The sequence below is a fragment of the Bradyrhizobium sp. CCGUVB1N3 genome, assembly GCF_024199925.1.
Classification (GTDB): Bacteria; Pseudomonadota; Alphaproteobacteria; order Rhizobiales; family Xanthobacteraceae; genus Bradyrhizobium.
The window spans coordinates 7,865,396-7,884,810 of record NZ_JANADR010000001.1 but is presented as its reverse complement, the minus strand read 5'-3'; the positions used below and the strand labels follow the sequence as shown (position 1 = coordinate 7,884,810).

General features: G+C 57.4%; 21 protein-coding genes and 3 pseudogenes. 10 read left to right on the top strand and 14 right to left on the bottom strand.

Features of this window, described 5'->3' with window-relative positions:
- Nucleotides 1-121: 121 nt before the first annotated feature.
- The gene (locus NLM33_RS37375; protein WP_254103431.1) at nucleotides 122-580 is read right to left on the bottom strand and encodes a MerR family transcriptional regulator; all 459 of its coding nucleotides are present in this window, start codon (nucleotides 578-580) and stop codon (nucleotides 122-124) included.
- A gap of 231 nt (nucleotides 581-811) precedes the next feature.
- On the bottom strand, nucleotides 812-1,030 hold the full coding sequence (locus tag NLM33_RS37370) for a hypothetical protein (RefSeq protein ID WP_254103430.1): 219 nt from the start codon (nucleotides 1,028-1,030) through the stop codon (nucleotides 812-814).
- A gap of 898 nt (nucleotides 1,031-1,928) precedes the next feature.
- On the opposite strand from NLM33_RS37370, the gene NLM33_RS37365 reads away from it, so the two are divergent.
- Both NLM33_RS37365 and poxB read left to right on the top strand, forming a co-directional pair.
- Nucleotides 1,929-2,828, top strand: a complete 900-nt coding sequence (locus tag NLM33_RS37365; protein WP_254103429.1) for a LysR family transcriptional regulator — start codon at nucleotides 1,929-1,931, stop codon at nucleotides 2,826-2,828.
- A 104-nt stretch (nucleotides 2,829-2,932) separates the two neighbouring features.
- Nucleotides 2,933-4,668, top strand: a pseudogene (poxB, locus tag NLM33_RS37360) (ubiquinone-dependent pyruvate dehydrogenase).
- Nucleotides 4,669-4,808: 140 nt separating this feature from the next.
- On the opposite strand, the gene NLM33_RS37355 reads toward poxB, so the two are convergent.
- The 3 genes from NLM33_RS37355 to NLM33_RS37345 form a co-directional block, all read right to left on the bottom strand.
- Nucleotides 4,809-5,411, bottom strand: a complete 603-nt coding sequence (locus tag NLM33_RS37355; RefSeq protein WP_254103428.1) for a PLP-dependent transferase — start codon at nucleotides 5,409-5,411, stop codon at nucleotides 4,809-4,811.
- On the bottom strand, nucleotides 5,368-6,048 hold the full coding sequence (locus NLM33_RS37350; protein WP_254103427.1) for a PLP-dependent aspartate aminotransferase family protein: 681 nt from the start codon (nucleotides 6,046-6,048) through the stop codon (nucleotides 5,368-5,370). Before NLM33_RS37350 ends, NLM33_RS37355 begins: the two co-directional genes overlap by 44 nt.
- A gap of 540 nt (nucleotides 6,049-6,588) precedes the next feature.
- On the bottom strand, nucleotides 6,589-6,768 hold the full coding sequence (locus NLM33_RS37345; protein WP_254103426.1) for a hypothetical protein: 180 nt from the start codon (nucleotides 6,766-6,768) through the stop codon (nucleotides 6,589-6,591).
- Between the two features lie 248 nt (nucleotides 6,769-7,016).
- Between NLM33_RS37345 and NLM33_RS37340 the strand changes: the two genes are divergently transcribed.
- Nucleotides 7,017-8,108: a histidinol-phosphate transaminase gene (locus NLM33_RS37340; protein WP_254103425.1), complete on the top strand. Its 1,092-nt coding sequence runs from the start codon at nucleotides 7,017-7,019 to the stop codon at nucleotides 8,106-8,108.
- A 43-nt stretch (nucleotides 8,109-8,151) separates the two neighbouring features.
- Entirely contained in the window at nucleotides 8,152-9,186 is a 1,035-nt protein-coding gene (locus NLM33_RS37335; protein WP_254103424.1) for an LLM class flavin-dependent oxidoreductase, read from the top strand.
- A gap of 112 nt (nucleotides 9,187-9,298) precedes the next feature.
- Here NLM33_RS37335 and NLM33_RS37330 read toward each other — a convergent pair.
- From NLM33_RS37330 to NLM33_RS37320, 3 genes and pseudogenes are all read right to left on the bottom strand, one after another.
- Nucleotides 9,299-9,469 (bottom strand): annotated as a pseudogene (locus NLM33_RS37330) (IS66 family transposase); the annotation flags it as partial.
- A gap of 46 nt (nucleotides 9,470-9,515) precedes the next feature.
- Nucleotides 9,516-9,863 (bottom strand): transposase, encoded by a 348-nt coding sequence (locus NLM33_RS37325; RefSeq protein ID WP_254103423.1) that lies wholly within the window; start codon nucleotides 9,861-9,863, stop codon nucleotides 9,516-9,518.
- A 313-nt stretch (nucleotides 9,864-10,176) separates the two neighbouring features.
- Nucleotides 10,177-10,428 (bottom strand): ImmA/IrrE family metallo-endopeptidase, encoded by a 252-nt coding sequence (locus tag NLM33_RS37320; protein WP_254103422.1) that lies wholly within the window; start codon nucleotides 10,426-10,428, stop codon nucleotides 10,177-10,179.
- 100 nt (nucleotides 10,429-10,528) lie between these two features.
- On the opposite strand from NLM33_RS37320, the gene NLM33_RS37315 reads away from it, so the two are divergent.
- Together NLM33_RS37315 and NLM33_RS37310 are read left to right on the top strand one after the other, a co-directional pair.
- Nucleotides 10,529-10,717: a type II toxin-antitoxin system HicA family toxin gene (locus NLM33_RS37315; RefSeq protein WP_254103421.1), complete on the top strand. Its 189-nt coding sequence runs from the start codon at nucleotides 10,529-10,531 to the stop codon at nucleotides 10,715-10,717.
- 41 nt (nucleotides 10,718-10,758) lie between these two features.
- Complete coding sequence (locus NLM33_RS37310; RefSeq protein ID WP_254103420.1) at nucleotides 10,759-11,151, top strand: type II toxin-antitoxin system HicB family antitoxin; 393 nt, start codon at nucleotides 10,759-10,761, stop codon at nucleotides 11,149-11,151.
- Between the two features lie 177 nt (nucleotides 11,152-11,328).
- Here the strand turns inward: NLM33_RS37310 and NLM33_RS37305 are convergent, their stop codons facing one another.
- Both NLM33_RS37305 and NLM33_RS37300 read right to left on the bottom strand, forming a co-directional pair.
- A complete protein-coding gene (locus tag NLM33_RS37305) occupies nucleotides 11,329-11,538 on the bottom strand; it encodes a hypothetical protein (RefSeq protein WP_254103419.1) in 210 nt (69 codons plus the stop codon).
- 84 nt (nucleotides 11,539-11,622) lie between these two features.
- Entirely contained in the window at nucleotides 11,623-12,552 is a 930-nt protein-coding gene (locus tag NLM33_RS37300; protein ID WP_254103418.1) for a hypothetical protein, read from the bottom strand.
- A 224-nt stretch (nucleotides 12,553-12,776) separates the two neighbouring features.
- Between NLM33_RS37300 and NLM33_RS37295 the strand changes: the two genes are divergently transcribed.
- Nucleotides 12,777-14,045: an IS256 family transposase gene (locus NLM33_RS37295; protein WP_254094380.1), complete on the top strand. Its 1,269-nt coding sequence runs from the start codon at nucleotides 12,777-12,779 to the stop codon at nucleotides 14,043-14,045.
- On the opposite strand, the gene NLM33_RS37290 is transcribed toward NLM33_RS37295, so the two are convergent.
- The 4 genes from NLM33_RS37290 to NLM33_RS37275 form a co-directional block, all read right to left on the bottom strand.
- On the bottom strand, nucleotides 14,046-14,948 hold the full coding sequence (locus tag NLM33_RS37290) for a nucleotidyl transferase AbiEii/AbiGii toxin family protein (RefSeq protein WP_254103417.1): 903 nt from the start codon (nucleotides 14,946-14,948) through the stop codon (nucleotides 14,046-14,048).
- Nucleotides 14,935-15,789: a type IV toxin-antitoxin system AbiEi family antitoxin domain-containing protein gene (locus tag NLM33_RS37285; RefSeq protein WP_254103416.1), complete on the bottom strand. Its 855-nt coding sequence runs from the start codon at nucleotides 15,787-15,789 to the stop codon at nucleotides 14,935-14,937. Before NLM33_RS37285 ends, NLM33_RS37290 begins: the two co-directional genes overlap by 14 nt.
- 732 nt (nucleotides 15,790-16,521) lie before the next feature.
- Nucleotides 16,522-16,713 carry a hypothetical protein gene (locus tag NLM33_RS37280; protein WP_254103415.1) on the bottom strand — a complete coding sequence of 64 codons (192 nt, stop codon included), beginning with the start codon at nucleotides 16,711-16,713 and terminating at the stop codon, nucleotides 16,522-16,524.
- Nucleotides 16,714-16,735: 22 nt separating this feature from the next.
- Nucleotides 16,736-17,095, bottom strand: coding sequence for a flavin reductase family protein (locus NLM33_RS37275; RefSeq protein ID WP_254103414.1), 360 nt, complete (start codon nucleotides 17,093-17,095; stop codon nucleotides 16,736-16,738).
- A gap of 15 nt (nucleotides 17,096-17,110) precedes the next feature.
- On the opposite strand from NLM33_RS37275, the gene NLM33_RS49880 reads away from it, so the two are divergent.
- From NLM33_RS49880 to NLM33_RS37265, 3 genes and pseudogenes are all read left to right on the top strand, one after another.
- Nucleotides 17,111-17,980 (top strand): transposase, encoded by an 870-nt coding sequence (locus NLM33_RS49880; RefSeq protein WP_371930037.1) that lies wholly within the window; start codon nucleotides 17,111-17,113, stop codon nucleotides 17,978-17,980.
- The gene (tnpB, locus tag NLM33_RS37270) at nucleotides 17,977-18,324 is read left to right on the top strand and encodes an IS66 family insertion sequence element accessory protein TnpB (RefSeq protein WP_254103413.1); all 348 of its coding nucleotides are present in this window, start codon (nucleotides 17,977-17,979) and stop codon (nucleotides 18,322-18,324) included. Before NLM33_RS49880 ends, tnpB begins: the two co-directional genes overlap by 4 nt.
- A 46-nt stretch (nucleotides 18,325-18,370) precedes the next feature.
- Nucleotides 18,371-19,327 (top strand): annotated as a pseudogene (locus NLM33_RS37265) (IS66 family transposase); the annotation flags it as partial.
- Nucleotides 19,328-19,415 lie beyond the last annotated feature (88 nt).

Sequence of the window (19,415 nt, the reverse complement as noted above, 5' to 3'; positions counted from 1 at the left end):
TTGAGGCTCCTGACGTCGGCTGATTCGCGCTCGCTTTGGCACCTGAGTCGTGGTTGTTGCAGCACGCACAATGTCGCGTTGTTGACCGATCGTTCGCGCAACCCTCGTTCTCCTGCCGCCACTATCGATCCGCATCATCGGGAGCGCGTGCTCGCCGGCGCGGCTGACCACAGCTCTCTCGCGACATTGCATCAAGGCGAGCAGGTAGCTCGTCTACACTGACATCCGATTCCGTATTCTTCGTGATGTTGCGTAAACGATCGCGCAACTTTGTCGCACGCGCGACCTGGAGCTCCGCTCGCTCCAATTGCTCGCTCAATAAGTCAGGAAGCGAAGTTCTGCCGTCCATTGCCTTGCGAATCTCTCGAAGAGAAAATCCGAGCTCACGAAGCGCCAGAATGTGATAAACTCTTCTGAGGCTTTCACAATCGTAGATCCGGTGACCACCGCACGTGCGCTGCGAGGCGGCCAGCAATCCCGTGTGCTCATAGTGACGCAGAGTGCGCACCGTCACGCCGGTCGCATCCGCAAGTTCACCGATGCGTCGCCATCGACGCCTGAGTACTGTAGGTCTGGTCATGTTTCTCAATTTTCAAACCTACAACCTAACGCCACGTGAGGTTCAAGCGGTTTTGACGGCCCGCAGATCTTGTTGCCAAGTTTTCGCTCGAAATATCGAACTTTGCCTTCCGGGGAAGCGCTTCACCGGGCGGATGTGACATGCAAGACGCAAGCAGCAACCACACTGTTGACTTTGCGTCGGATGACCTCGTGATGGGCGCATCCAGAGAAGCATTGAACCTCTGCTGGACTAAACGGCAGAAGCAATCGCTACCATCAGCTTCCTGAGGAGGACCAATTCGGCCCGACCAGCGGCTGTGCGTCCAAGCACAAGCTTGGCGATCTCCGTTCTGTTGATGGGAGTTCGCATACTTGCCGGCAGCGCCGCCACCGCCTCATCAAAGATCTTTCCCAACATGGAAAGGTCTTCCGGATCGAAGACACCACTTCTTACCTGCAACACTTGCACCATCTCTCCTGTCGAACATCGTGTCGGCGGCTCGGCTCCTTGCAAGGGCATTTGTCTGCGTTAGGGCAAAAAGAAGACAGACCTGCGGCGCGCGCCCATGCGCAGGTCAATTTGTCGCGCGATGCAAAATGAAAGCGCGCTGGCCCGATGGAGGCGTTCAAACGCAATGTCGACCGGATTATTCTTACTCGTCGACTGCATTTTTCCTAGTGCACAGGGGCGGAAGGAGATGCCCCAGACGCAACGTATGTGTAGCGACCGTCAGGGGCATTCATGTGCAGAGATCGTGAGATCATTCATCGCTCTTCGGCATTCTTTCGCGGTCGTTTTGATCTGGCTTGCACCGAACCGCCCAGCGCTTAGACAAACGCCTCCGGAAGACTGAGCAGTTTTCGAGCATTTGACACGCCAAGGCATGCAGCACAGATCTTTTGCCTGAAACACAAGGCAGTATACACCCGAGCGGCAGTTCCGATCGACCTCGTCACCAAGTCGAGAGAGCCGTACTGCCTTTTCCGGCACGGCCTCAACGTTGCGCTGCCTGTAGTTGGAGACGATGCGCAGAGAGATCATCGGCGGAAGTTCAGACACCGGGGCCCGGCCCTGATTCCGATTGCATTCAAAGAGAATGTTGCTACTAGCGAAAAGTGAGCTGCTTGTAGTCCTGGTCGGCGCCAACAATGAACCACGCCGCGACACTCGACATCGAAGCAGCGAGTCGAGCCGATCACGACCTCGCCGCAAAGTGCAAGAGCATGACCAATATGTGAGACAACTCGTCCAGAAGAGAAAAGCCGCGCTAAACGAGCAAGAACAAGAAAACGATTTTCAGCCTGAAGTTCGCGGCTCTCTCTCGAATGAATTGATCGACTAGAGTCTATTCGATTTTGGAATTCACATGGAGCTTCGGACATTACGTGCTTTCGTCGAGGTCGTACGGCAAGGCGGGTTTTCCAAGGCCGGCAAAGTCGTATTCGCGACTCAGTCCACGGTCAGCAAAGCGGTCAGGCAGCTTGAGGATGAGATTGGCGTACCGCTACTTGATCGGATCGGCCATCGCAGCAGGCTTACCGCCGCCGGCGAAATTGTTTACCGCCGTGCGATCAGGATTCTGATGGAGCGGGACGATCTGATTTCAGAACTGGGCGATCTGCGCGGCCTTGAATGCGGCATTCTCAAGCTCGGTCTGCCACCGGTGGGTAGCGGTACGCTGTTCGCAAAGCTATTTGCGATCTACCGCGAACGTTATCCAGGCGTCGATATCCGGCTCGTGGAGTACGGAAGCGAGCGGCTTGAGGAGGTTTTGCTATCGGGGGAGATCGAACTTGCGGCCTCGCTTCTCCCGGTGTCAGAAGGCTTTGAGTGGCAGGACGTCAAGCGCGAGCCCCTTACTGTCGTGCTACCGGTGAATCACGAGCTTTCGGGGTGCCGATCCCTTGATCTTCCGGCATTGCGGGATCTACCGCTCATTCTCTTCGAAACCGGATTTGCATTGAACCGCGTGATTTTAGACGCGTGTCAACGGCACGGTTTTGAGCCGCGAGTCGTCGCGCGTAGCAGCCAGGTTGATTTTATCGTCGAACTTGCTGCGACGGGTATGGGGGCCGCTTTTCTGCCACGGATGATCGCGGAACAACGCAAACATCTGTCGATCGCCAGGGTGCCGCTCGATGAAGCTGATATGGACTGGCACATTGCAATGATTTGGCGCCGCGGTGCTTATCTGTCACATGCCGCGAAGGCGTGGCTAGATCTGGTGGCTCGCACGCGAGGAGACCATCATGCCAGTAGCGACTGAATTGCAGTCGAACAATTCATTTACGCGATATCGCGCTGCGCCGTAGATATGTTTGCGAGGCATTCGCGCTTCGCTAAGTCAATCTCTCGGACGAGACATGGGTCATGGCGCAGTCTGTTGCAGATCAGTTCGCCCACACTCTTGCTGAGGTGGGCGTCAAGCGCATCTATGGAATCGTTGGGGATCGCCTGAATGGCCTTACCGATGCGATCCGCCGTCACGGATGCATCGACTGGATTCATGTCCGGCACGAGGAAGTGGCCGCCTTTGCGGCCGGTGCCGAGGCACATCTGACCAGCGAGCTCGCCGTCTGTGCCGGAAGCTGCGGGCCAGGCAATCTCCATCTCATCAACGGCCTTTTTGATTGTCATCGTTCGCGCGTGCCAGTGCTTGCGATCGCTGCACACATTCCTTCCGCAGAGATCGGCGTGTGGTACTTTCAGGATAGCCATCCCGAGATCCTCTTTAGAGAGTGTAGCCACTATTGTGAGCTGGTCTCTGGCGCCAATCAGATGCCACGCATCCTTGAGGCAGCCATCCGCGAGGCTGTGGGAAAGCGCGGCGTTTCCGTTGTCGTCATTCCCGGTGATGTCGCGCTTCGTCCTGCGGCCGATAGGATGCGGCCCAAGCTCGCTGGGTTGCGGCCTCCGCAGCCGGTGATCTCGCCGAAGGCCGCCGAACTCGATAGCCTCGCCGACATGCTGAACAGAGCTCAGCGGGTAACCGTTCTTTGCGGGTCTGGTTGCGCCGGAGCCCATGAAGAACTGCTGGCGCTCGGCGAGCGGCTGAAGTCGCCGATCGTGCATGCTCTGCGCGGCAAAGAATGTGTGGAACGGGACAATCCTTACAACGTCGGCATGACCGGGCTGATCGGCCTTTCTTCGGGCTATTACGCCATGGCCGATTGCGACGTTCTTTTGATCCTTGGAAGCGATTTCCCCTATCGCCAGTTCTATCCTCAGGGAAGCAGCGTACGGATTGCGCAAGCGGACATACGTCCGGAACATCTAGGTCGCCGGGTGGCTGTCGCCTCCCGGTGGTTGGTGATGTCCGCACAACTCTGGCGGACTTGCTGCCACGTCTGTCTTCCAAGTCCAATGATGAGCGTCTCAAGAGAACACAACAACACTATGCCCGGACCCGCAAACAGCTGGACGGGCTAGCCGAGATCAAGCCAGGTAGCCAGCTCATCCATCCTCAACAGGTCGCTAAAGCAATCAGCGACCAGGCGGCTGACGATGCCGTTTTTTCCTGCGACGTCGGCCTGCCTACCGTCTGGGCCGCGCGTTATTTGGCGATGAACGGTCAACGTCGCCTCCTCGGCTCGTTTTGGCACGGTTCAATGGCCAACGCCATGGCTCAGGCTATCGGGGCACAGGCCACGTATCCTCGTCGACAGGTGATCTCCCTCTCGGGCGACGGTGGCTTTACGATGCTGATGCGCGATTTGCTGAGCCTTGTGCAACTCGACCTGCCAGTGAAAGTCGTCGTCTTCAATAACGGTACTCTCGGCTTTATCGAGTTGGAACAAAAGTCGACGGGATTGCTCAATTTCGGGACCGAGCTCAACAATCCAGACTTTGCCGAAATTGCCAGAGCCGCTGGTATGTATGGGGTGCGCCTTGAACATCCCTCGGAGGTAGACGACGGCATCGCCGCCGCGCTCGCGCACGAAGGGCCAGCTTTAATCGACGCCGTCGTCAATCGGACCGAGCTCGCCGTGCCGCCTTCCGTCACGATGGAGATGGCCAAGGGCTTCTCTCTCTACACGCTTAAAGCAATTGTGAATGGCCGGACCGGAGAGGTCATTGATCTTGCCAGGACAAACCTCTGGCGCTGAGACTATGAGACACTGCGCGGCCGCGCATTGCCGCTTTCATGTCCCACGCATTCGACGAGACGTTCGTGCCTTACTGATGCGTGTCAGCGCCGCAGCCTCGAGGCACCTTTGCGACACTACTTAAGGTTAAAGCACCAGCGCTAACTGACTACTTGGCATTGACTGATGAGTTCGCTCATTTCCTGGCGCACAATGCCATCAGTTGCGTTGCAGGCGGCGTTCAGTGCGTTGTGCATGTCCGCGATCAACTCGTTGGGACTCTCCAGGCCCGCGTGTACGCGAATCAGCGGTCCTGCGAACGCGTGCGAGGCTTCCGTTCGCTTTGGTGGCTCGACAAGCAGAGCGAGACTTTCGTACCCGCCCCAGGACAGACCAATCCCAAAGAGGCGCAGGCTACTGAAGAGAACCGAAAGTTGTTCCCGTGACATAGGCTTCAGAACAATCCCGAAGAGTCCACTGGCGCCCAGAAAATCCCTTTTCCAAATGATATGGCCGGGATCGTCGGGAAGGGCCGGGTGCAACACCCGGTCGACAGCTGGATGTGTCTGCAGGCTTTGCGCCAGAATAAGGCCATTTTCCCAATGCCGCTTCATGCGCAAAGCCAGACTACGCAGTCCCCGGAGAGCCAGATAAATGTCATCTGGTCCGCCAATTTCGCCGAAATGGTGCGCAGTAGACTTCAGTGCAGGCCATGCCGGTTCATTCGCAGTTGCAACTGCCAAGAAATGCATCGGAATGGCCAACGATATACTTCGTCGCGGCCTGGATCGATATATCGACCCCATGCTCGAATGGTCTGAAATACAGAGGTGTCGCCCAGGTATTGTCCATGATCACAAGCGCGCCCGACTGATGTGCAATGGCCACGAGTGCTGGCACATCTTGAACCTCGAAGGTCGTGGACGACGGCGACTCCAGATAGATGGCCCGTGTATTTGCGCTGATCTTTGCCGCCAATTCTGACGGGCGGGTTGGACAAAAATACTGTGCCTCGATCTGCAGTCTCGCAAGAACGCTGTCCGCGAAGGCTCTCACAGGCGCGTAAACGCCGTCGCTGATCAGAATAGCGTCGCCGGCCTTTAGACACGCAAGCAGCGAATGAGTGCAAGCAGATTGCCCTGATGGGAAGAGAATCGAACGGAAGCCACCCTCTAACTTGCAAACGGCCGCTTCAAGCGCGCGAGACAGGGGCGAGCCAAAGCGACCGTAGCTCGGAGTGTCTTTGTTCCGGATATCCCAATCCTCCAAGGTCTCCGAAACAATGGTAGAACCGCGGTAGATCGGCACATTCACCATCCCGGCATGTTCGGCCGGCGCACGACCTAGGCGACAAAGTAGGGTTTCTGTGTCTCCTGGCTCCTTGTCGTTCAGATCCTCCATGGCAATTTCTCTTCCATCGCATTTCCTTGCCGCTCGTGCCATATGGGCACGCTCTATGGGCACGCTGTGGAGCGACCTACCCACTTCGACCGCATAGCTTCTGCAACAACAATGCCACTCTCGAGTAATGCTACTGCAGCTTTCTCGCTCCCTTTGGCGATGAATGAAAGGTCAATGCGGCTTTGAGCTAGTTGTCGCTCACGCAATTTTGTGGGGCGGCTGCCTCGCTGCACTTTTTTGTTCGACCAGTTTCTTGATGGCTTGGCGATTTCGTCGATCGTTAGCGCGCTCGAGTCTCATTGTAGCGAGTAGGACACATTGTCCAATGACTATCGGCCCCCTTGAAACGAACGTAGGGTCAAGTTGTACACTACCAGAACAAGTAGGGCATCGGGGCCGTCGATGGCTCTGGAACAAGGGTTGTGAATGTCTCAAACGCAAATGTTTGCGCCGCGTCAGTCTGTCACGCTCCTCGATCACGTCCAAGAAAGCGCCCAAGAGCATCTATATCTCCCTGCTGGAGAACAACTACGACGTCCCTCAACTCCAAGCATGACCAGCAGCCACACGGCGGGCATTCTTGAGGTCCGCCGTTACCGAACAGCAGACATCGATCTGTCTGAATTCACCGCCGACAGTCTTCATCGAGATGTCGATGAAGTTCTCCAGGCCGACGATGCGCCTTCGCTGGAGTTGAACAGCACCCAATACGGGTATCATGGGGTAGCACACATCCGACCGGCTCGCCCCTCGCAATACAAGGAACGAGTAACACAAGTTGCGGTTTCGCTCCTGTATTCATGCAACTGTTAGGATAGACATCTAAAAACGGGTGAAGCCCGCGCCGTCCGACTGTGAAGAGACAGGTCGGCCTGCTGGTGCGGAAGCTCATGCGCCAAGACCAGAGTGTTCAGCCAGATCGGACCATCGCCATGCTCAGAACCCATGCTTTTCGACGAAGCGACCACATGTCAGACGCAAGGCTGCTAAGCGCACTCTCGTCCCTCTCGCACGTGGCAAAACAGTTAGATGTTGCACCGCCTGCTCCGCCCGCGCTTGATGCTAATTGCGTCAAACTCAACATGAACGAGAACCCATTCCCGTTGCCGCCAATCGTCAGACAAAGCGCGATTGCCGCCCTTGAGCAGCATTATCTGTATCCGGAAAACGAGAACGCCGGCTTACGCGAGGCGGCGGCCTGTGTGTACGGCCTGTCCGCCGATCAGGTGATTGCTGGGAACGGATCGTCTGAACTTCTCGGTCTCATCTACAAAGCGTTCCTCGCTCCGGGCGACACCGTCGCGATGATATCGCCCGGATTTTCGTTCAACCGCAAGCTCGCCATGTTGCACGAAGCTCAATTTCTGGAGGTCGGGTGGGGTAAGACCCATTCCTTACCCACGCACCAACTGCTTTTCGGTCCCACCAGAGATGCCAAGTTCATCGTGCTGGCCAATCCGAACAATCCGACGGGAACGTTTGTTCCGATCGCCGATATCGAAAGGCTCGTAGCACAATCGGATCGACTGATCGTGCTCGACGAAGCGTATGTCGACTTTGCGCCCGATAACGGACTACGGCTCGTCAACCGCTATTCAAATCTTCTGGTACTGAGAACTTTTTCGAAAAGTTATGCCACCGCGGGCCTTCGCATCGGCTTCGGCTTCGGTCACCCCGAGCTCATCGGCAGGCTGCGTACCATGCAGAACCTCTTCAACATGAATGTGATTGGTCATGCGGTCGGTGCGAGCATCATTGCGCATCGGGCCGCCTTCGAGGAGAACCACCAACGTATTATGCTTGCAAGAGAGCGAACGACAATTGAGCTGTCCAAACTTGGGTTTTCGGTATTGCCTTCCCACGCCAATTTTTTGCTGGCTCGGGTGCCCGGCGAGCACGATGGCGCTTGGTGGCAAGCCGCATTGCAGGGCCACAACGTGCTTGTTGCATTCTTTCCTGAAAACGGTCTCGAAAATTTCATACGCATTGCAATCGGCACAGACACGCAAATGGATACGTTTCTTTCAGCGGTCGGTGACATTTCCAGATCTTCGCTCTAAGCCAAGCCGATAGCTCTCCTGCTGCAATTCTCGAGGTGGTCAAGTGAAAAATCTCCCTTCTTCAACACTGACGTTCGGTATCTTCGATCACCTGGACGCGAACGGCCGTGATGTCGCCAAGCAATATGATGATCGGCTGCTGCTCGCCGAGGCATGCGATCGCCTGGGGTTCTATGCCTATCATCTAGCAGAGCACCATTGCACTCCCCATGGCAGAAGTCCTTCGCCGAATCTGTTCTTGTCCAGCGTCGCTCAACGCACAACCAATCTTCGCATCGGCCCGATGGTTATGCTGCTTAGCCTTCATCATCCGCTGCGAGTCTTTGAAGAGGTCTGTATGCTGGATCACTTGAGCGGCGGCAGGCTTGAACTTGGCATCGGACGCGGCTCCCTCCCGGTTGAGTTGGGATATTTCGGCGTCAGTGCAGACGCGGCGCCGGGACGTTATACGGAAGCCAGCGAAATCCTTGTTAAAGCTATGCGAGGCGGCACGCTCTCCTACGAGGGTATCCATTACCGATTGGACGAGGTTCCATTGACGCTGACGCCTCGTCAGTGGCCGCACCCCCCGACATGGATCGCTGTAAATCAACCCGATTCGGCAAGCTGGGCCGCGGAAATCGGTGCAAACATCGCGAGTCTTGGACCCTCATCGTCCGTCCGGAGGGTCACGGACGCATACCGCTCGCGTCGAGAGCAACGCTCAGACGCGAATGGTCCGTCGCCGTTTCTTGGCTTGCTTCGCATGGTCGTGGCTGGAAGTTCTGAAGCAGATGCTTATTCACTCGCTGCACCTGCTTATGGACGCTGGCTCGACAGCTTCAAGTTCCTTTATGAACGCAACAACATCCCCACTCCACAAAACCTGCCCTTGACGTTCGATGCGGCAATCGAGAGTGAGTTGTGCGTTGCCGGGACGGCCGCTTCAATACGACAAACACTCCTTAATCATCTGGAAGAGGCGGGTGCCAACTATCTTCTTTGTCAGCTTGCATTTGGGGACCTCTCGCTAGAGGCTTCATTGAACACCGCAACCATCATTCGGTCTGAAGTCGCTGCAGGAGTTGGCCGAACATAAGGCTTGCCGTCCGGCGCTAGGGATCGATAGTTGCAGGCGCCGTCTTTTGAGCCTCACAAATGCTGAGCAATGGTGGTCACCTCGTTCATTGCGCAGCTGCGCTTTGGACCATGAGCTTCTCGATCCGCAGCTCGAGATGCGCGATCAGTGCCTCGTTGTCCGACAGCTCCGCCCGCGCACTGGCAGCCACCGCCTCGGCTTGCAGCCGCGCCTCACGCTCGGCCTGCAGCGCCGCCAGGGCACTCACAAGGTCCGATGGAAGTTCGTCCGGCTTCGATATCATGAAGCCATTGAATCAGATCAAGCAGCAGATTCAAACTGTAAAACGGCTATCCGACCCGCGTCGGACGCTGGGTTTCTTGTGGGTTGCGCCAATGGATCCCGGACAACAGATAGCTCAACTGCGCCGGCGAGATCGTTACCGATTCACCGACAACCGATGGCCAGATGAACCTTCCTCTCTCGAGTCTTTTGGTAAACAGGCAGGCTCCCTGGCCCTTGCAAAGCTCTTTGCGCCACCTGAACAGCTGGCTCACATGAAGGCCGGCCATGCGAGCCACCTCGGAAACAGTGGCTCCGGGCTCGAGCGATGCTGCAACTAGCCGTTCCTTCTCATCCTGCGACCACCGACGCCGCCGCTCGACCGATGTGATCAACTCTGCCCGCGAAATCGTCATAGCGCTTTTCCTAGGATTACCCCTAGGACCTGCAGCGTTCGCGTCCGTCAAACAAGGCGGCCCTCAACGGAGGAATACGTGGCATCATCGATCTCAAGTATTTGTATGAGGACAGGGATCGATACGGCAACATTCGCATCTATTTCCGGCGGAAGGGGCGCCGAAAGATCTGCCTGAAATAGCCGATCGGGTCGGATGACTTTTTCGAAGAGTACCGATTGGCATTCTCCGGCAAACTCGCGCCTCAACTTTCCCCGAACAGCAGCAAGGCGAAGACATCTCCTAGCTCGCTGCGCTGGCTAATCGAAAGGTATTATGACGAGCGAAAACTTCTTTTTGCTCGACGATCGAACGGAACACGTTCGTAAACTGATTCCGGATTCAATTTGTTTGGAGCAAGCGAGCGATGAGGATCCAACCCTCCTCGCCGCGTCAGATTTCGTCGCTTCTTGAGCGCGCGGAAATAGTCCAGCGTCGGACGCGTCACCTCAAAACGAAATGCTTCTCGTGGAAACAGAAAGGCGCCGGCAAAACGATGAGCCTGCTGCTCAATCTGCTTGTTCAACAACGAATCCCCTCCCCCGCGGCGCTCGAGGAACGGAACCTTCGAATAGTGTGTATTTATGTGTTGACCCCTATTGGCTTTGGTATGTATAAATACACATATGAAATCGGCGAACATTATCAAAGCTCTGAAGGCCGACGGATGGGAACAGGCTACTCAGAAGGGCAGCCACATTCAATTCAAACACCCGACTAAGAAGGGCCGGGTCACAGTCCCTCACCCCAAGCGGGACATCCCGGTTGGAACGCTAAAGAGCATCAAGAAGCAAGCCGACCTGAAGTTGAAATGACACCGCATAGAGAGGGCCACCGGCCCGCCCAAGGAACTCACATGCGACACTATATTGCACTGATCCATAAGGACGCGGACAGCGACTATGGTGTTTCGTTTCCCGATCTTCCCGGCGTGATCACCGCTGGCACGGATCTGGACGATGCACGCGCTATGGCTGCGGAAGCCTTGGCCCTACACCTGGAAGGTATGGCAGCAGACGGCGAAGCCGTACCTGAGCCCTCCTCTCTCGAGGATATCATGGCGAACGCTGAGAACAGAGATGGCGTTGCCGTTCTCGTTCCAGCGCCTGCGGAAGAGGTGAAGAGTGTGCGCGTCAACGTCACTCTTCCCGCCGACGTTCTGAGTGAGATCGACAACTATGCCGAACAGCATGGCTTCACTCGATCTGGCTTTCTTGCGCAAGCCGCCAAGAAAGCGATGGCGGCCTAACTAAGGCCATATCCGGTTGAAGCTGCATCCGTCTCCGAGCGTCGCATACGTGCGCGGCCTTCCGGCCAATCGCATCTCTACACGCTGGTGCTGTCCCCACAAACCAAAGCGCGCCAGCTGCGCAAAAGAACGTGCCTGATTCAATCCCTACCACCCAGCACAGTCTCAACGAGCTGTCTAACGGCCGCTGATCGAGTGAGAACGGAATCCTTCTACTTCGCGAGTGACGACGACCGCGTGCGGCGTGCCGTCGTCGGTCAGCTTTTTGAAGGTCGGCAAGCCGACACCAAGGGAGACGCCCGCCCCGCAAAGGAAGATGACGTCGCCATCACTCACAGACCGAATGAGATCGTGGGGAATATCAGCGCTATTTGGAAGGAATTTCATATGAAGATTTGGGTGAATCTCTCGTCACTCTACCGTTGCGGGTAACCCCGAACAAGGTATCAGAGAGACTTACGGCACCACTCTTTAGCGTATCCAAGGAAGCATCCTGAAAAACGTGCCTGTCGTACGCTCCAGAAGTCCAACATCAAAATTGTGCATTCGCCAGACAAAATCCGGCCTTGCCGGGCAGCTCTGAGGAGCCGATTCGAAGAGAGTCTGGTGGAAATCGGCATCATCGGCGCGGCGCTCTGGCTCCTCGATGGTGCGCATGATTTTCGCGACATGAACTGAATGGTGGGTCGATGTGCCGGCGGTGGAAATCATCGCGCCAAACACGACCTTATCGCCAACCGTCATGGTCGTCGCAAAGCCGTGGCGTTGTAGCTTATTTCGCTCGGAATGGTCCCTTCCTTCAGAGCCCGTGCTTGCGCCGCCCATGATTGACGAGCGCGACCCGGCGCGCATTTCGGCCACTGCCTGTGCCAGGGTTCCGTCATCGAAACTCTTATGGTCACCGACCATGAGGAAGAACGCCGAGCTTCGATCGAACGATACGTAGAGAAGTTCTTTTGTTCGGCGAGCCCAGCCGTTTGAAAGCATCGTATCGCTCAACTGCAGGTGGTGAAATCCATACGCATTCAGAGCATAATCTTTGTCACCCCACTCCACACCGGGACGCTTTCCCTTACTTGCGCGGGAGCGGACATGGCCAGATCGAGCTATATCATGCGAGAGGTAAGGCGTGAGGTCCCTGCCCGCGACGATGCGCTCGACATGGGCATTGACGGCTGCCCAATTGTCCAAGGTCCGCTTGTCGCCCAGCAACTTGTCCCAAGTCGTAACTGTGCGGGGCCTTACTGGCACAATGCGGTCACGCCAGTTGATATAATGGATCAGAAGTGAGGGCAGCGGAAATGAATGCAGTTCTGCGCGCGCCTCCTTTTCCGTGCATGGAATTTCGTCGGCAAGCCAGCCCTGAAATTCCTTAAGACGAGGTCGGCCGAAGTCAATCATCGATGACTGCTTGGATAATTGGTGTGAGCTTCCGCCATGGTGCGCCGCGCGGGACAATGGCTGGCAATGCCAAGCGGGTTACCGTGCCAACACTTTCTCGAGATCAGCAACAAGACGGTCCCGCTTGGAGCTATGCGGGAAACTGGGTGATGACGGACTGAGATAGGCGGCGTATCGAGGCGGGTGTCGAGCCTGCCAGAACCTCTCAAGGAGAGCGATACGCCATGAACGAGACTAGCAATATTGTTGCCCTTCGTCAGCCCGACGATATCGACGATCCACTGACCAATATTCTGCGAGCTGGTGCTCGGCAACTTCTGGCGCAGGCCGTGGAGGTCGAAGTCGAGACGTTTCTTGCCACGGTGAAGGATTTGAAGCTGGCCGACGGGCGCGCCCGTGTCGTGCGACATGGTTACGGCCCGGCGCGGACGATTGCGACCGGCATCGGCCCGGTCGAAGTGGCGCGGGCAAAGATTCGCGACCGTGGAGCGGCCAGCGATGGCGAGCGGATCCGGTTCAGCTCGGCGATCCTGCCGCTGTGGGCGCGGCGCACCCGGAGCCTGGATGCGCTGTTGCCGGTGCTGTATCTGCGCGGCATCTCGACCGGCGATTTCCGGGAGGCACTGACGGCCCTGCTGGGCAAGGACGCGCCAAACCTGTCGCCTGCGGTGGTTTCTCGGCTGACGGCCGAGTGGCAGGGCGAGTACGAGCGCTGGCAGAAGCGCGATCTGTCGGCGCGACGCTACGTGTATGTGTGGGCCGATGGCGTCTTCCTGCAGGCGCGCATGGAAGACCACGGCGAATGCATGCTGGTGCTGATCGGCGCGACGCCGGAAGGCAAGAAGGAGCTGATCGGCTTTCAGGTCGGCGTCCGCGAGAGCGCGCAGAGCTGGCGTGAGCTCCTGATCGACGTGAAGCAGCGCGGGTTGCAAATCGCCCCTGAAATTGCCGTTGGTGACGGCGCGCTCGGCTTCTGGAAGGCGCTTGACGAGATCTGTCCCGGCACGCGGCACCAGCGCTGCTGGGTGCACAAGACCGTCAACGTCCTGGACAAGGTCCCGCTCTCGGTGCAGGCCAACATGAAGAAGGACCTGCGCGAGGTCTATTGGGCGCCGAACCGGGCGGCCGCCGAAGCGGCGATCGACATCTTCGCCCAGAAATATCGCGCCAAGTACGGCCGGGCGGTCGAATGCCTCGCCAAGGACCGCGACGCACTGCTGGCCTTCTACGACTTCCCTGCCGAGCATTGGGATCACTTGCGCACGACCAACCCCATCGAAAGCGTGTTCGCGACCGTGCGGCACAGAACCGTGCGGACGAAAGGATCGCTGTCGGCAACGACCGCCAGGCTGATGGTGTTCAAGCTGGTTATCGCCGCATCAAAAACCTGGCGGCGGCTCAAAGGCACAAATCAGTTGCCGAAGATCATCGCAGGTGTCAGATTCAACGACGGCATCGAGGTCATCCAAATGCCGGCAACCCACGCCGCCTGATCACCTCGTCACCCAAAATTCTGCATAGCTCTCCCGCTTGTCCTCCGAAAGCTTGCCAAGGTTCTGCTGGCGCCATTTGACGGCCGGGAGATTAGCCGCGCCAGGCACGCCGAGGAGATCCCAATCCGGTTGCCCGCGTTCGAACGACACCAGGAATTTTCGGTGATCGTCCGGCATCTTGCCGACGATCTCATCAACGAGCTTCTTGCGCGCGGCAATCAGTTCGTCCTTTGAGACTGGCTTGTCGGTCATACCTTCAAACCCGTGAAGGAATTCGTCTCTAATATCCTTCTGGGGCGATGCAAGCACCTCGGACATCGGGCGATCGTGACTTAATAGATAAACAATGAACGCCTTACGGATCTCATCCGTGATGCCTTCATTGGCCAGAAGATCGCGAACATCGAATAGATCGCGCGGATGCTGCCGATCCAAAGCCGCGACGATTTTTCCGGCATAGAGGTCGGCGAAGGAGACCGTGCGGGCCTCTGCAAACCCAAACTCTTCCTCACCGGCGGGACGCACCGAGGTGAGAACGGGCTCGAAGACGCATCCACGCAGTACCGGCGTGACTTCAATTTTGATCTGGACGTTCTGGGAACGAACGACAAGTTTGACGATGGCCCCCTCTCTCTGGGTCTCGTGGACCTGCGCGCCGGGGATTTTCTCTTTGATCTTGCCGACGATGCGCTTCATCGCCGCGTCAATGTCGGCAAGAGATTCAGCGCGCGGCGCAACAGGAACATAGGTGAGATCGATGTCGACCGAGAGGCGTGGCATGTTGCGAACAAACAGATTGATCGCTGTGCCACCTTTCAGGGCGAAGCACTCCTCCTCCGTGACGAACGGAAGAACGCGCAGCAGGAGCGCGACCTGTCTCTTGTAAACGTCAGCGAACGCCATCGAGGTCTCCGGGGACGGTTATCTGATAGGTAGGATCGAGGACGCCACCTCTCACGAGCATGCGTTTGCCTTGGCCGAGATCGACGCCTTCCTTGCTGAGGCGCTTGAGCCAGGCATGCTCGTGGCGGTCGGCAAAGTAAAAGAACAGGCGTTTGACCTTCACGCTCCCGCAATCTTGCAGGAGCTTTTGCAGGCGATCCGGCCGAAGATTGGCGAGGCCACCAAGCAGAGCATCGACTTGCTCGAAACTTTCATTGTTGGGCAATTCGTCGAGCAGTTCGAAGAACGCGCGCTCCGGTGTCGATAAGGTCAATGGCCAATCCCACTGTCCCCAATTCAGTTGAGCGACGTCCCCTCCGCGAAAGGCCGTGACGTCGAGCATCTTCCCCGTTTCGACATTCCAGCGGACGCTGCTTATGCCTTTTGCGACGGGTTCGCTTTTGAAGAGCCGCCGGTCGTTGTGGTAGACGAACTTGACGGGCAGCGGCAGCTTTTGAACCCAGTTGGGTGGTGCCTTTGGTCCGTAGAGATGAACGCGCGTCGTCGATTGCGGAAGGTAGTGCGCATAGCCTTGCAATTCGAGCGACGTCCGGCCGCCAACTACGAGCGGCGAATAGTTGAGGATCGTCTGGAGCGATATAACGACCTGTTGCCAGCTTAGGGCTCCGCGCGGCCGCCGGAAGACACCACGGGCCGGCTGCTCAAGCCAGCCTGACTTCACATACAGATTTTGAAGCTGGGCGGAGTAGCCATGGCGTTTTAGCCAGGCCGAATCCACCAGCAGCCCCTCCGGGAGAAGCTTGTCGAGCTGGTTTAGAAGTTGGCCTTTTGATCCAGTCATGCTTGATAATATGGCATATACTCAAACTAAGGGCCAGTTTGGAAAGATCTCGCAAAATCAACTTATACTTGATATTTGGCTGAAACGTTAAACCAAGCCGCCAAAACGTCGATTTACTCAGCTTTCCCAAATGCTTAGATCGGCAGCAAGGCTGGATCATTAGACTTGCATGCCGCTACCGAAAGGTAGCCTGCAAGCTTTGAACAGCCAAAACACTCCATTTCCACGAAAAAACAACGCACGCTCGGGGAAGATAATTTTACGAGGCCTTTCGGCCCTGAGACGTCTCTGCGACGTCTCCAATCGCCCCATCGCCCCATCGCCCCACCTCACCCCAAAGGCGACAATATCGACCATATTTATCAGTGGTTGTGCGCGCCAAGCGAAGCTAGCCTGAACCCATGGAGCAAGCAGAGTACATCCGCATTGTAACGGAAGCGCCAGGGATGTTTGCCTGGATGCCGGGGGGACGTCCCAAAGTGCAGGCCTCCCCACAGCTTGGGACATCATTTACTGCTCCGAAAAGCATCAGAAAGTTTCGTCGAACGATCTGCAAAACGCCGCGGTCCGCGAGAAGATCGAATCCTATCTGATGTCGCGCGGCTTTCCCGCGTCGAGCGATCCCACGGCCTATAGCCGAAGTTTCGAACTGATCTTCGGCGCCGACCTCGAACGGCAAAGCCGTTATCTGCAAGCCAAGCTCTCCGAGAATGCATCATCCCTGACCGTCGGTCACAGGATCTTCGATGGGCTGTTCGGCATGGGGCCATCAAGGTCGTGGTCACGACCAACTTCGATACCGTGGTCGAACGCGCGGTGGCTGAGGTTACCGGAAAGAGCCTTGCCGCGTTTCATCTGGAAGGCAGCTACGCCGCGAAGCAGGCGCTGAACAACGATGCCTTCCCGATCTACTGCAAGCTGCACGACGACTTTCGCTACACGAGCATCAAAAATCCCACTGAGGACATGAAAACACAAATGCCGAGATGGGCGATTGCCTCGTGACGAACCGTTGGAGACCTTTGGAGCCATCTCGGCCGGCAAACCGCAGAGCGATGTCCCGATGATCAATAGCAAGAAGGCTCACGCCAAAACTGCCGTTCGCAAGTATCGCATCGTGAGTCCCGGAACTGTTATTGATGCCGACCAGCAAACATTGGGGCTCTATGCAAATCGAAGTGATAGAACTGACCGTTAAACCGCGACGTTGAAGTGCCGTTCCTGTCGCCACGATCGCAACACCGCTGGCCACATTTCGCATGGCTTGGCGAAACTCGATCGCCGCGATGGATTGAATTTCGCTCATCTGGCAAAGCAACCGATGATCAGTGCCCCGCCTGCGGGACCATGTTCAAGTTCGAGCGTTCGCGCTATGCGGACATTGCCGCGCTCTCGGCTCTCGGTTCCCCAGGCCGGCCGAGCAATTTGTGCTTCGGATAAGCTATCTTGGTCGCAGATCGGTTGGGCGAAACTTCTGGCCTCGACTGACGTCGCCAAGCTTCATCGATACCGTGACATGCGATGGCTTGGGAACGTTGGTCGTGGTTGGCATGCGGTCGACCATTTCGGTGTTTCCGCCGACGCGTTTTTTCTGCACGTCGTTTTCATCTTCAGGTGGTCCGAGCTGGCCCTCCGCTCGATCGATATGCGCCCTCTCAACTCCGTTGAGCACGTCGAGCAGGCTTCTGCGTCGGAGAGAAGATCGGTAACAAGGTATCCCTGCGCTGAGGGCCCTTGTTTGATAGACGCGAGCGCTGCAGATCCTAGGGGTAATCCTAGGGGAAGCGCTATGACGATTTCGCGGGCAGAGGTGATCACATCAATTGAGCGGCGGCGGCGGTGGTCGCAGGATGAGAAAGAGCGTCTAGTTGCAGCATCGCTGGAGCCCGGAACGACTGTTTCCGAGGTAGCTCGCATGGCCGGCCTTCATGTGAGCCAGCTGTTCCGATGGCGGAAGGAGTTATGCCATCACGGTGATACGAGTATAGCGCGGTTAGTGCCGGTCGAGATTGGGCCGTCAGTGCCGCCGCGGGATGTGGCCGAAGCGCCAATGACGACGGCGCCAGCGCATCGACGGAGTAGCCAGGGCATAATCGAGATTGATCTTGGTAGCGGACACCGCATCCGGGTCGACGGCGATGTTGATGGAGACGCGCTGCGTCGAGTTCTGGATGCTCTGGTGCGACGATGATCCCGGTTCCGACAGGGGCGCGAGTGTGGCTCGCGACAGGCCACACGGATATGCGCAGAGGCTTTCCGTCGTTGGCGCTCCAAGTGCAGGAGGTGCTGCGCAAAGACCCGCTCAGCGGTCATCTGTTCGTCTTCCGCGGTCGGCGCAGCGATCTTGTGAAGATGATCTGGCACGATGGCCAAGGCGCCTGCTTGTTCACCAAAAGACTCGAGAGAGGAAGGTTCATCTGGCCATCGGTAGCCGGTGAATCGGTGACAATCTCGCCGGCGCAGCTGAGCTATTTGCTGTCCGGGATCGACTGGCGCAACCCTCAAGAAACCCAGCGTCCGACGCGAGTCGGATAGCCGTTTTACGGTTTGAATCCGCTGCTCGATCTGATTCAATGGCTTCATGATATCGAAGCCGGACGATGTTCCATCGGACCTTGTCAGTGCCCTGGCGGCGCTGCAAGCCGAGCGTGAGGCGCGGCTGCGAGCCGAGGCGATGGCTGCCAGTGCGCGGGCGGAGTTGTCGGACAACGAGGCGCTGATCGCGCAGCTCGAGCTGCGAATTGAGAAGCTCAAACGCGAACTGCACGGGCAGCGATCCGAGCGCTCGGCACGCCTGCTTGAGCAGTTGGAGTTGGAGCTCGAAGAACTCGTCACCACAGCGAGCGAGGATGAGCTTGCCGCACAGGCTGCAGCGGCGAAGACGCAGAACGTCCGTCCCTTCGTGCGCAAGCGGCCGGTGCGCAAGCCGTGGCCAGACGATATCGAACACGAGCGCGTCGTCATCGAGGCACCAACGACCTGTGACTGCTGTGGTGGATCGCGGCTGGCGAAGGTCGGCGAAGATGTGACCAAGACGCTGGAGGAGATCCCGCGCCGCTTCAAGGTCATTGAGACCGTACGCGAGAAGTTCACCTGCCGCGATTGCGAGAAGATCAGCCAGCCACCGGCGCCGTTCCATGCCACGCCGCGCGGCTTCATCGGCCCCCAATTGCTGGCGACCATCCTGTTCGACAAGTTCGGCATGCATATCCCCCTCAACCGCCAGGGAGCGCGCTTCAAGAGCGAGAGGATCGACCTATCGTTATCGACGCTGGCCGACCAGGTCGGCCACGGGACTTTCGCCGTCATGCCGCTCTTCCACTTGATCGAACGCCATGTGCTTGCCGCTGAGCGCCTGCATGGCGATGACACCACCATCCGTATCCTGGCGAAGGGCAAGTGCAGGATCGGCCGGATCTGGACGTATGTGCGGGATGACCGGCCGTTTGCCGGGCCTGCGCCGCCTGCGGCGGTCTATTACGCCTCAAGCGACCGACGAGGCGAGCATCCGCAGAGACATCTGGCCGCCTTCGCCGGTAAATGACGAGCTCGCCATTTGCCGGCTAATCGCGAGGTGGCAGTAATGTGAAGGAACGTCGGCTCGGCGCGTGAACATCGAGAAATTC

Excerpts from the sequence above, each read along its gene's own strand:
- tnpB (WP_254103413.1), top strand. The coding sequence starts at position 17,977 with ATGATCCCGGTTCCGACAGGGGCGCGAGTGTGGCTCGCGACAGGCCAC.
- NLM33_RS49880 (WP_371930037.1), top strand. The coding sequence starts at position 17,111 with ATGATCAGTGCCCCGCCTGCGGGACCATGTTCAAGTTCGAGCGTTCGC.
- NLM33_RS37365 (WP_254103429.1), top strand. The coding sequence starts at position 1,929 with ATGGAGCTTCGGACATTACGTGCTTTCGTCGAGGTCGTACGGCAAGGC.
- NLM33_RS37345 (WP_254103426.1), bottom strand. The coding sequence starts at position 6,768 with ATGATACCCGTATTGGGTGCTGTTCAACTCCAGCGAAGGCGCATCGTC.
- NLM33_RS37350 (WP_254103427.1), bottom strand. The coding sequence starts at position 6,048 with ATGGAGGATCTGAACGACAAGGAGCCAGGAGACACAGAAACCCTACTT.
- NLM33_RS37325 (WP_254103423.1), bottom strand. The coding sequence starts at position 9,863 with ATGACGATTTCGCGGGCAGAGTTGATCACATCGGTCGAGCGGCGGCGT.
- NLM33_RS37340 (WP_254103425.1), top strand. The coding sequence starts at position 7,017 with ATGTCAGACGCAAGGCTGCTAAGCGCACTCTCGTCCCTCTCGCACGTG.
- NLM33_RS37290 (WP_254103417.1), bottom strand. The coding sequence starts at position 14,948 with ATGGCGTTCGCTGACGTTTACAAGAGACAGGTCGCGCTCCTGCTGCGC.
- NLM33_RS37310 (WP_254103420.1), top strand. The coding sequence starts at position 10,759 with ATGCGACACTATATTGCACTGATCCATAAGGACGCGGACAGCGACTAT.
- NLM33_RS37315 (WP_254103421.1), top strand. The coding sequence starts at position 10,529 with ATGAAATCGGCGAACATTATCAAAGCTCTGAAGGCCGACGGATGGGAA.
- NLM33_RS37295 (WP_254094380.1), top strand. The coding sequence starts at position 12,777 with ATGAACGAGACTAGCAATATTGTTGCCCTTCGTCAGCCCGACGATATC.
- NLM33_RS37285 (WP_254103416.1), bottom strand. The coding sequence starts at position 15,789 with ATGACTGGATCAAAAGGCCAACTTCTAAACCAGCTCGACAAGCTTCTC.
- NLM33_RS37300 (WP_254103418.1), bottom strand. The coding sequence starts at position 12,552 with ATGATTGACTTCGGCCGACCTCGTCTTAAGGAATTTCAGGGCTGGCTT.
- NLM33_RS37375 (WP_254103431.1), bottom strand. The coding sequence starts at position 580 with ATGACCAGACCTACAGTACTCAGGCGTCGATGGCGACGCATCGGTGAA.
- NLM33_RS37275 (WP_254103414.1), bottom strand. The coding sequence starts at position 17,095 with ATGAGCGAAATTCAATCCATCGCGGCGATCGAGTTTCGCCAAGCCATG.
- NLM33_RS37305 (WP_254103419.1), bottom strand. The coding sequence starts at position 11,538 with ATGAAATTCCTTCCAAATAGCGCTGATATTCCCCACGATCTCATTCGG.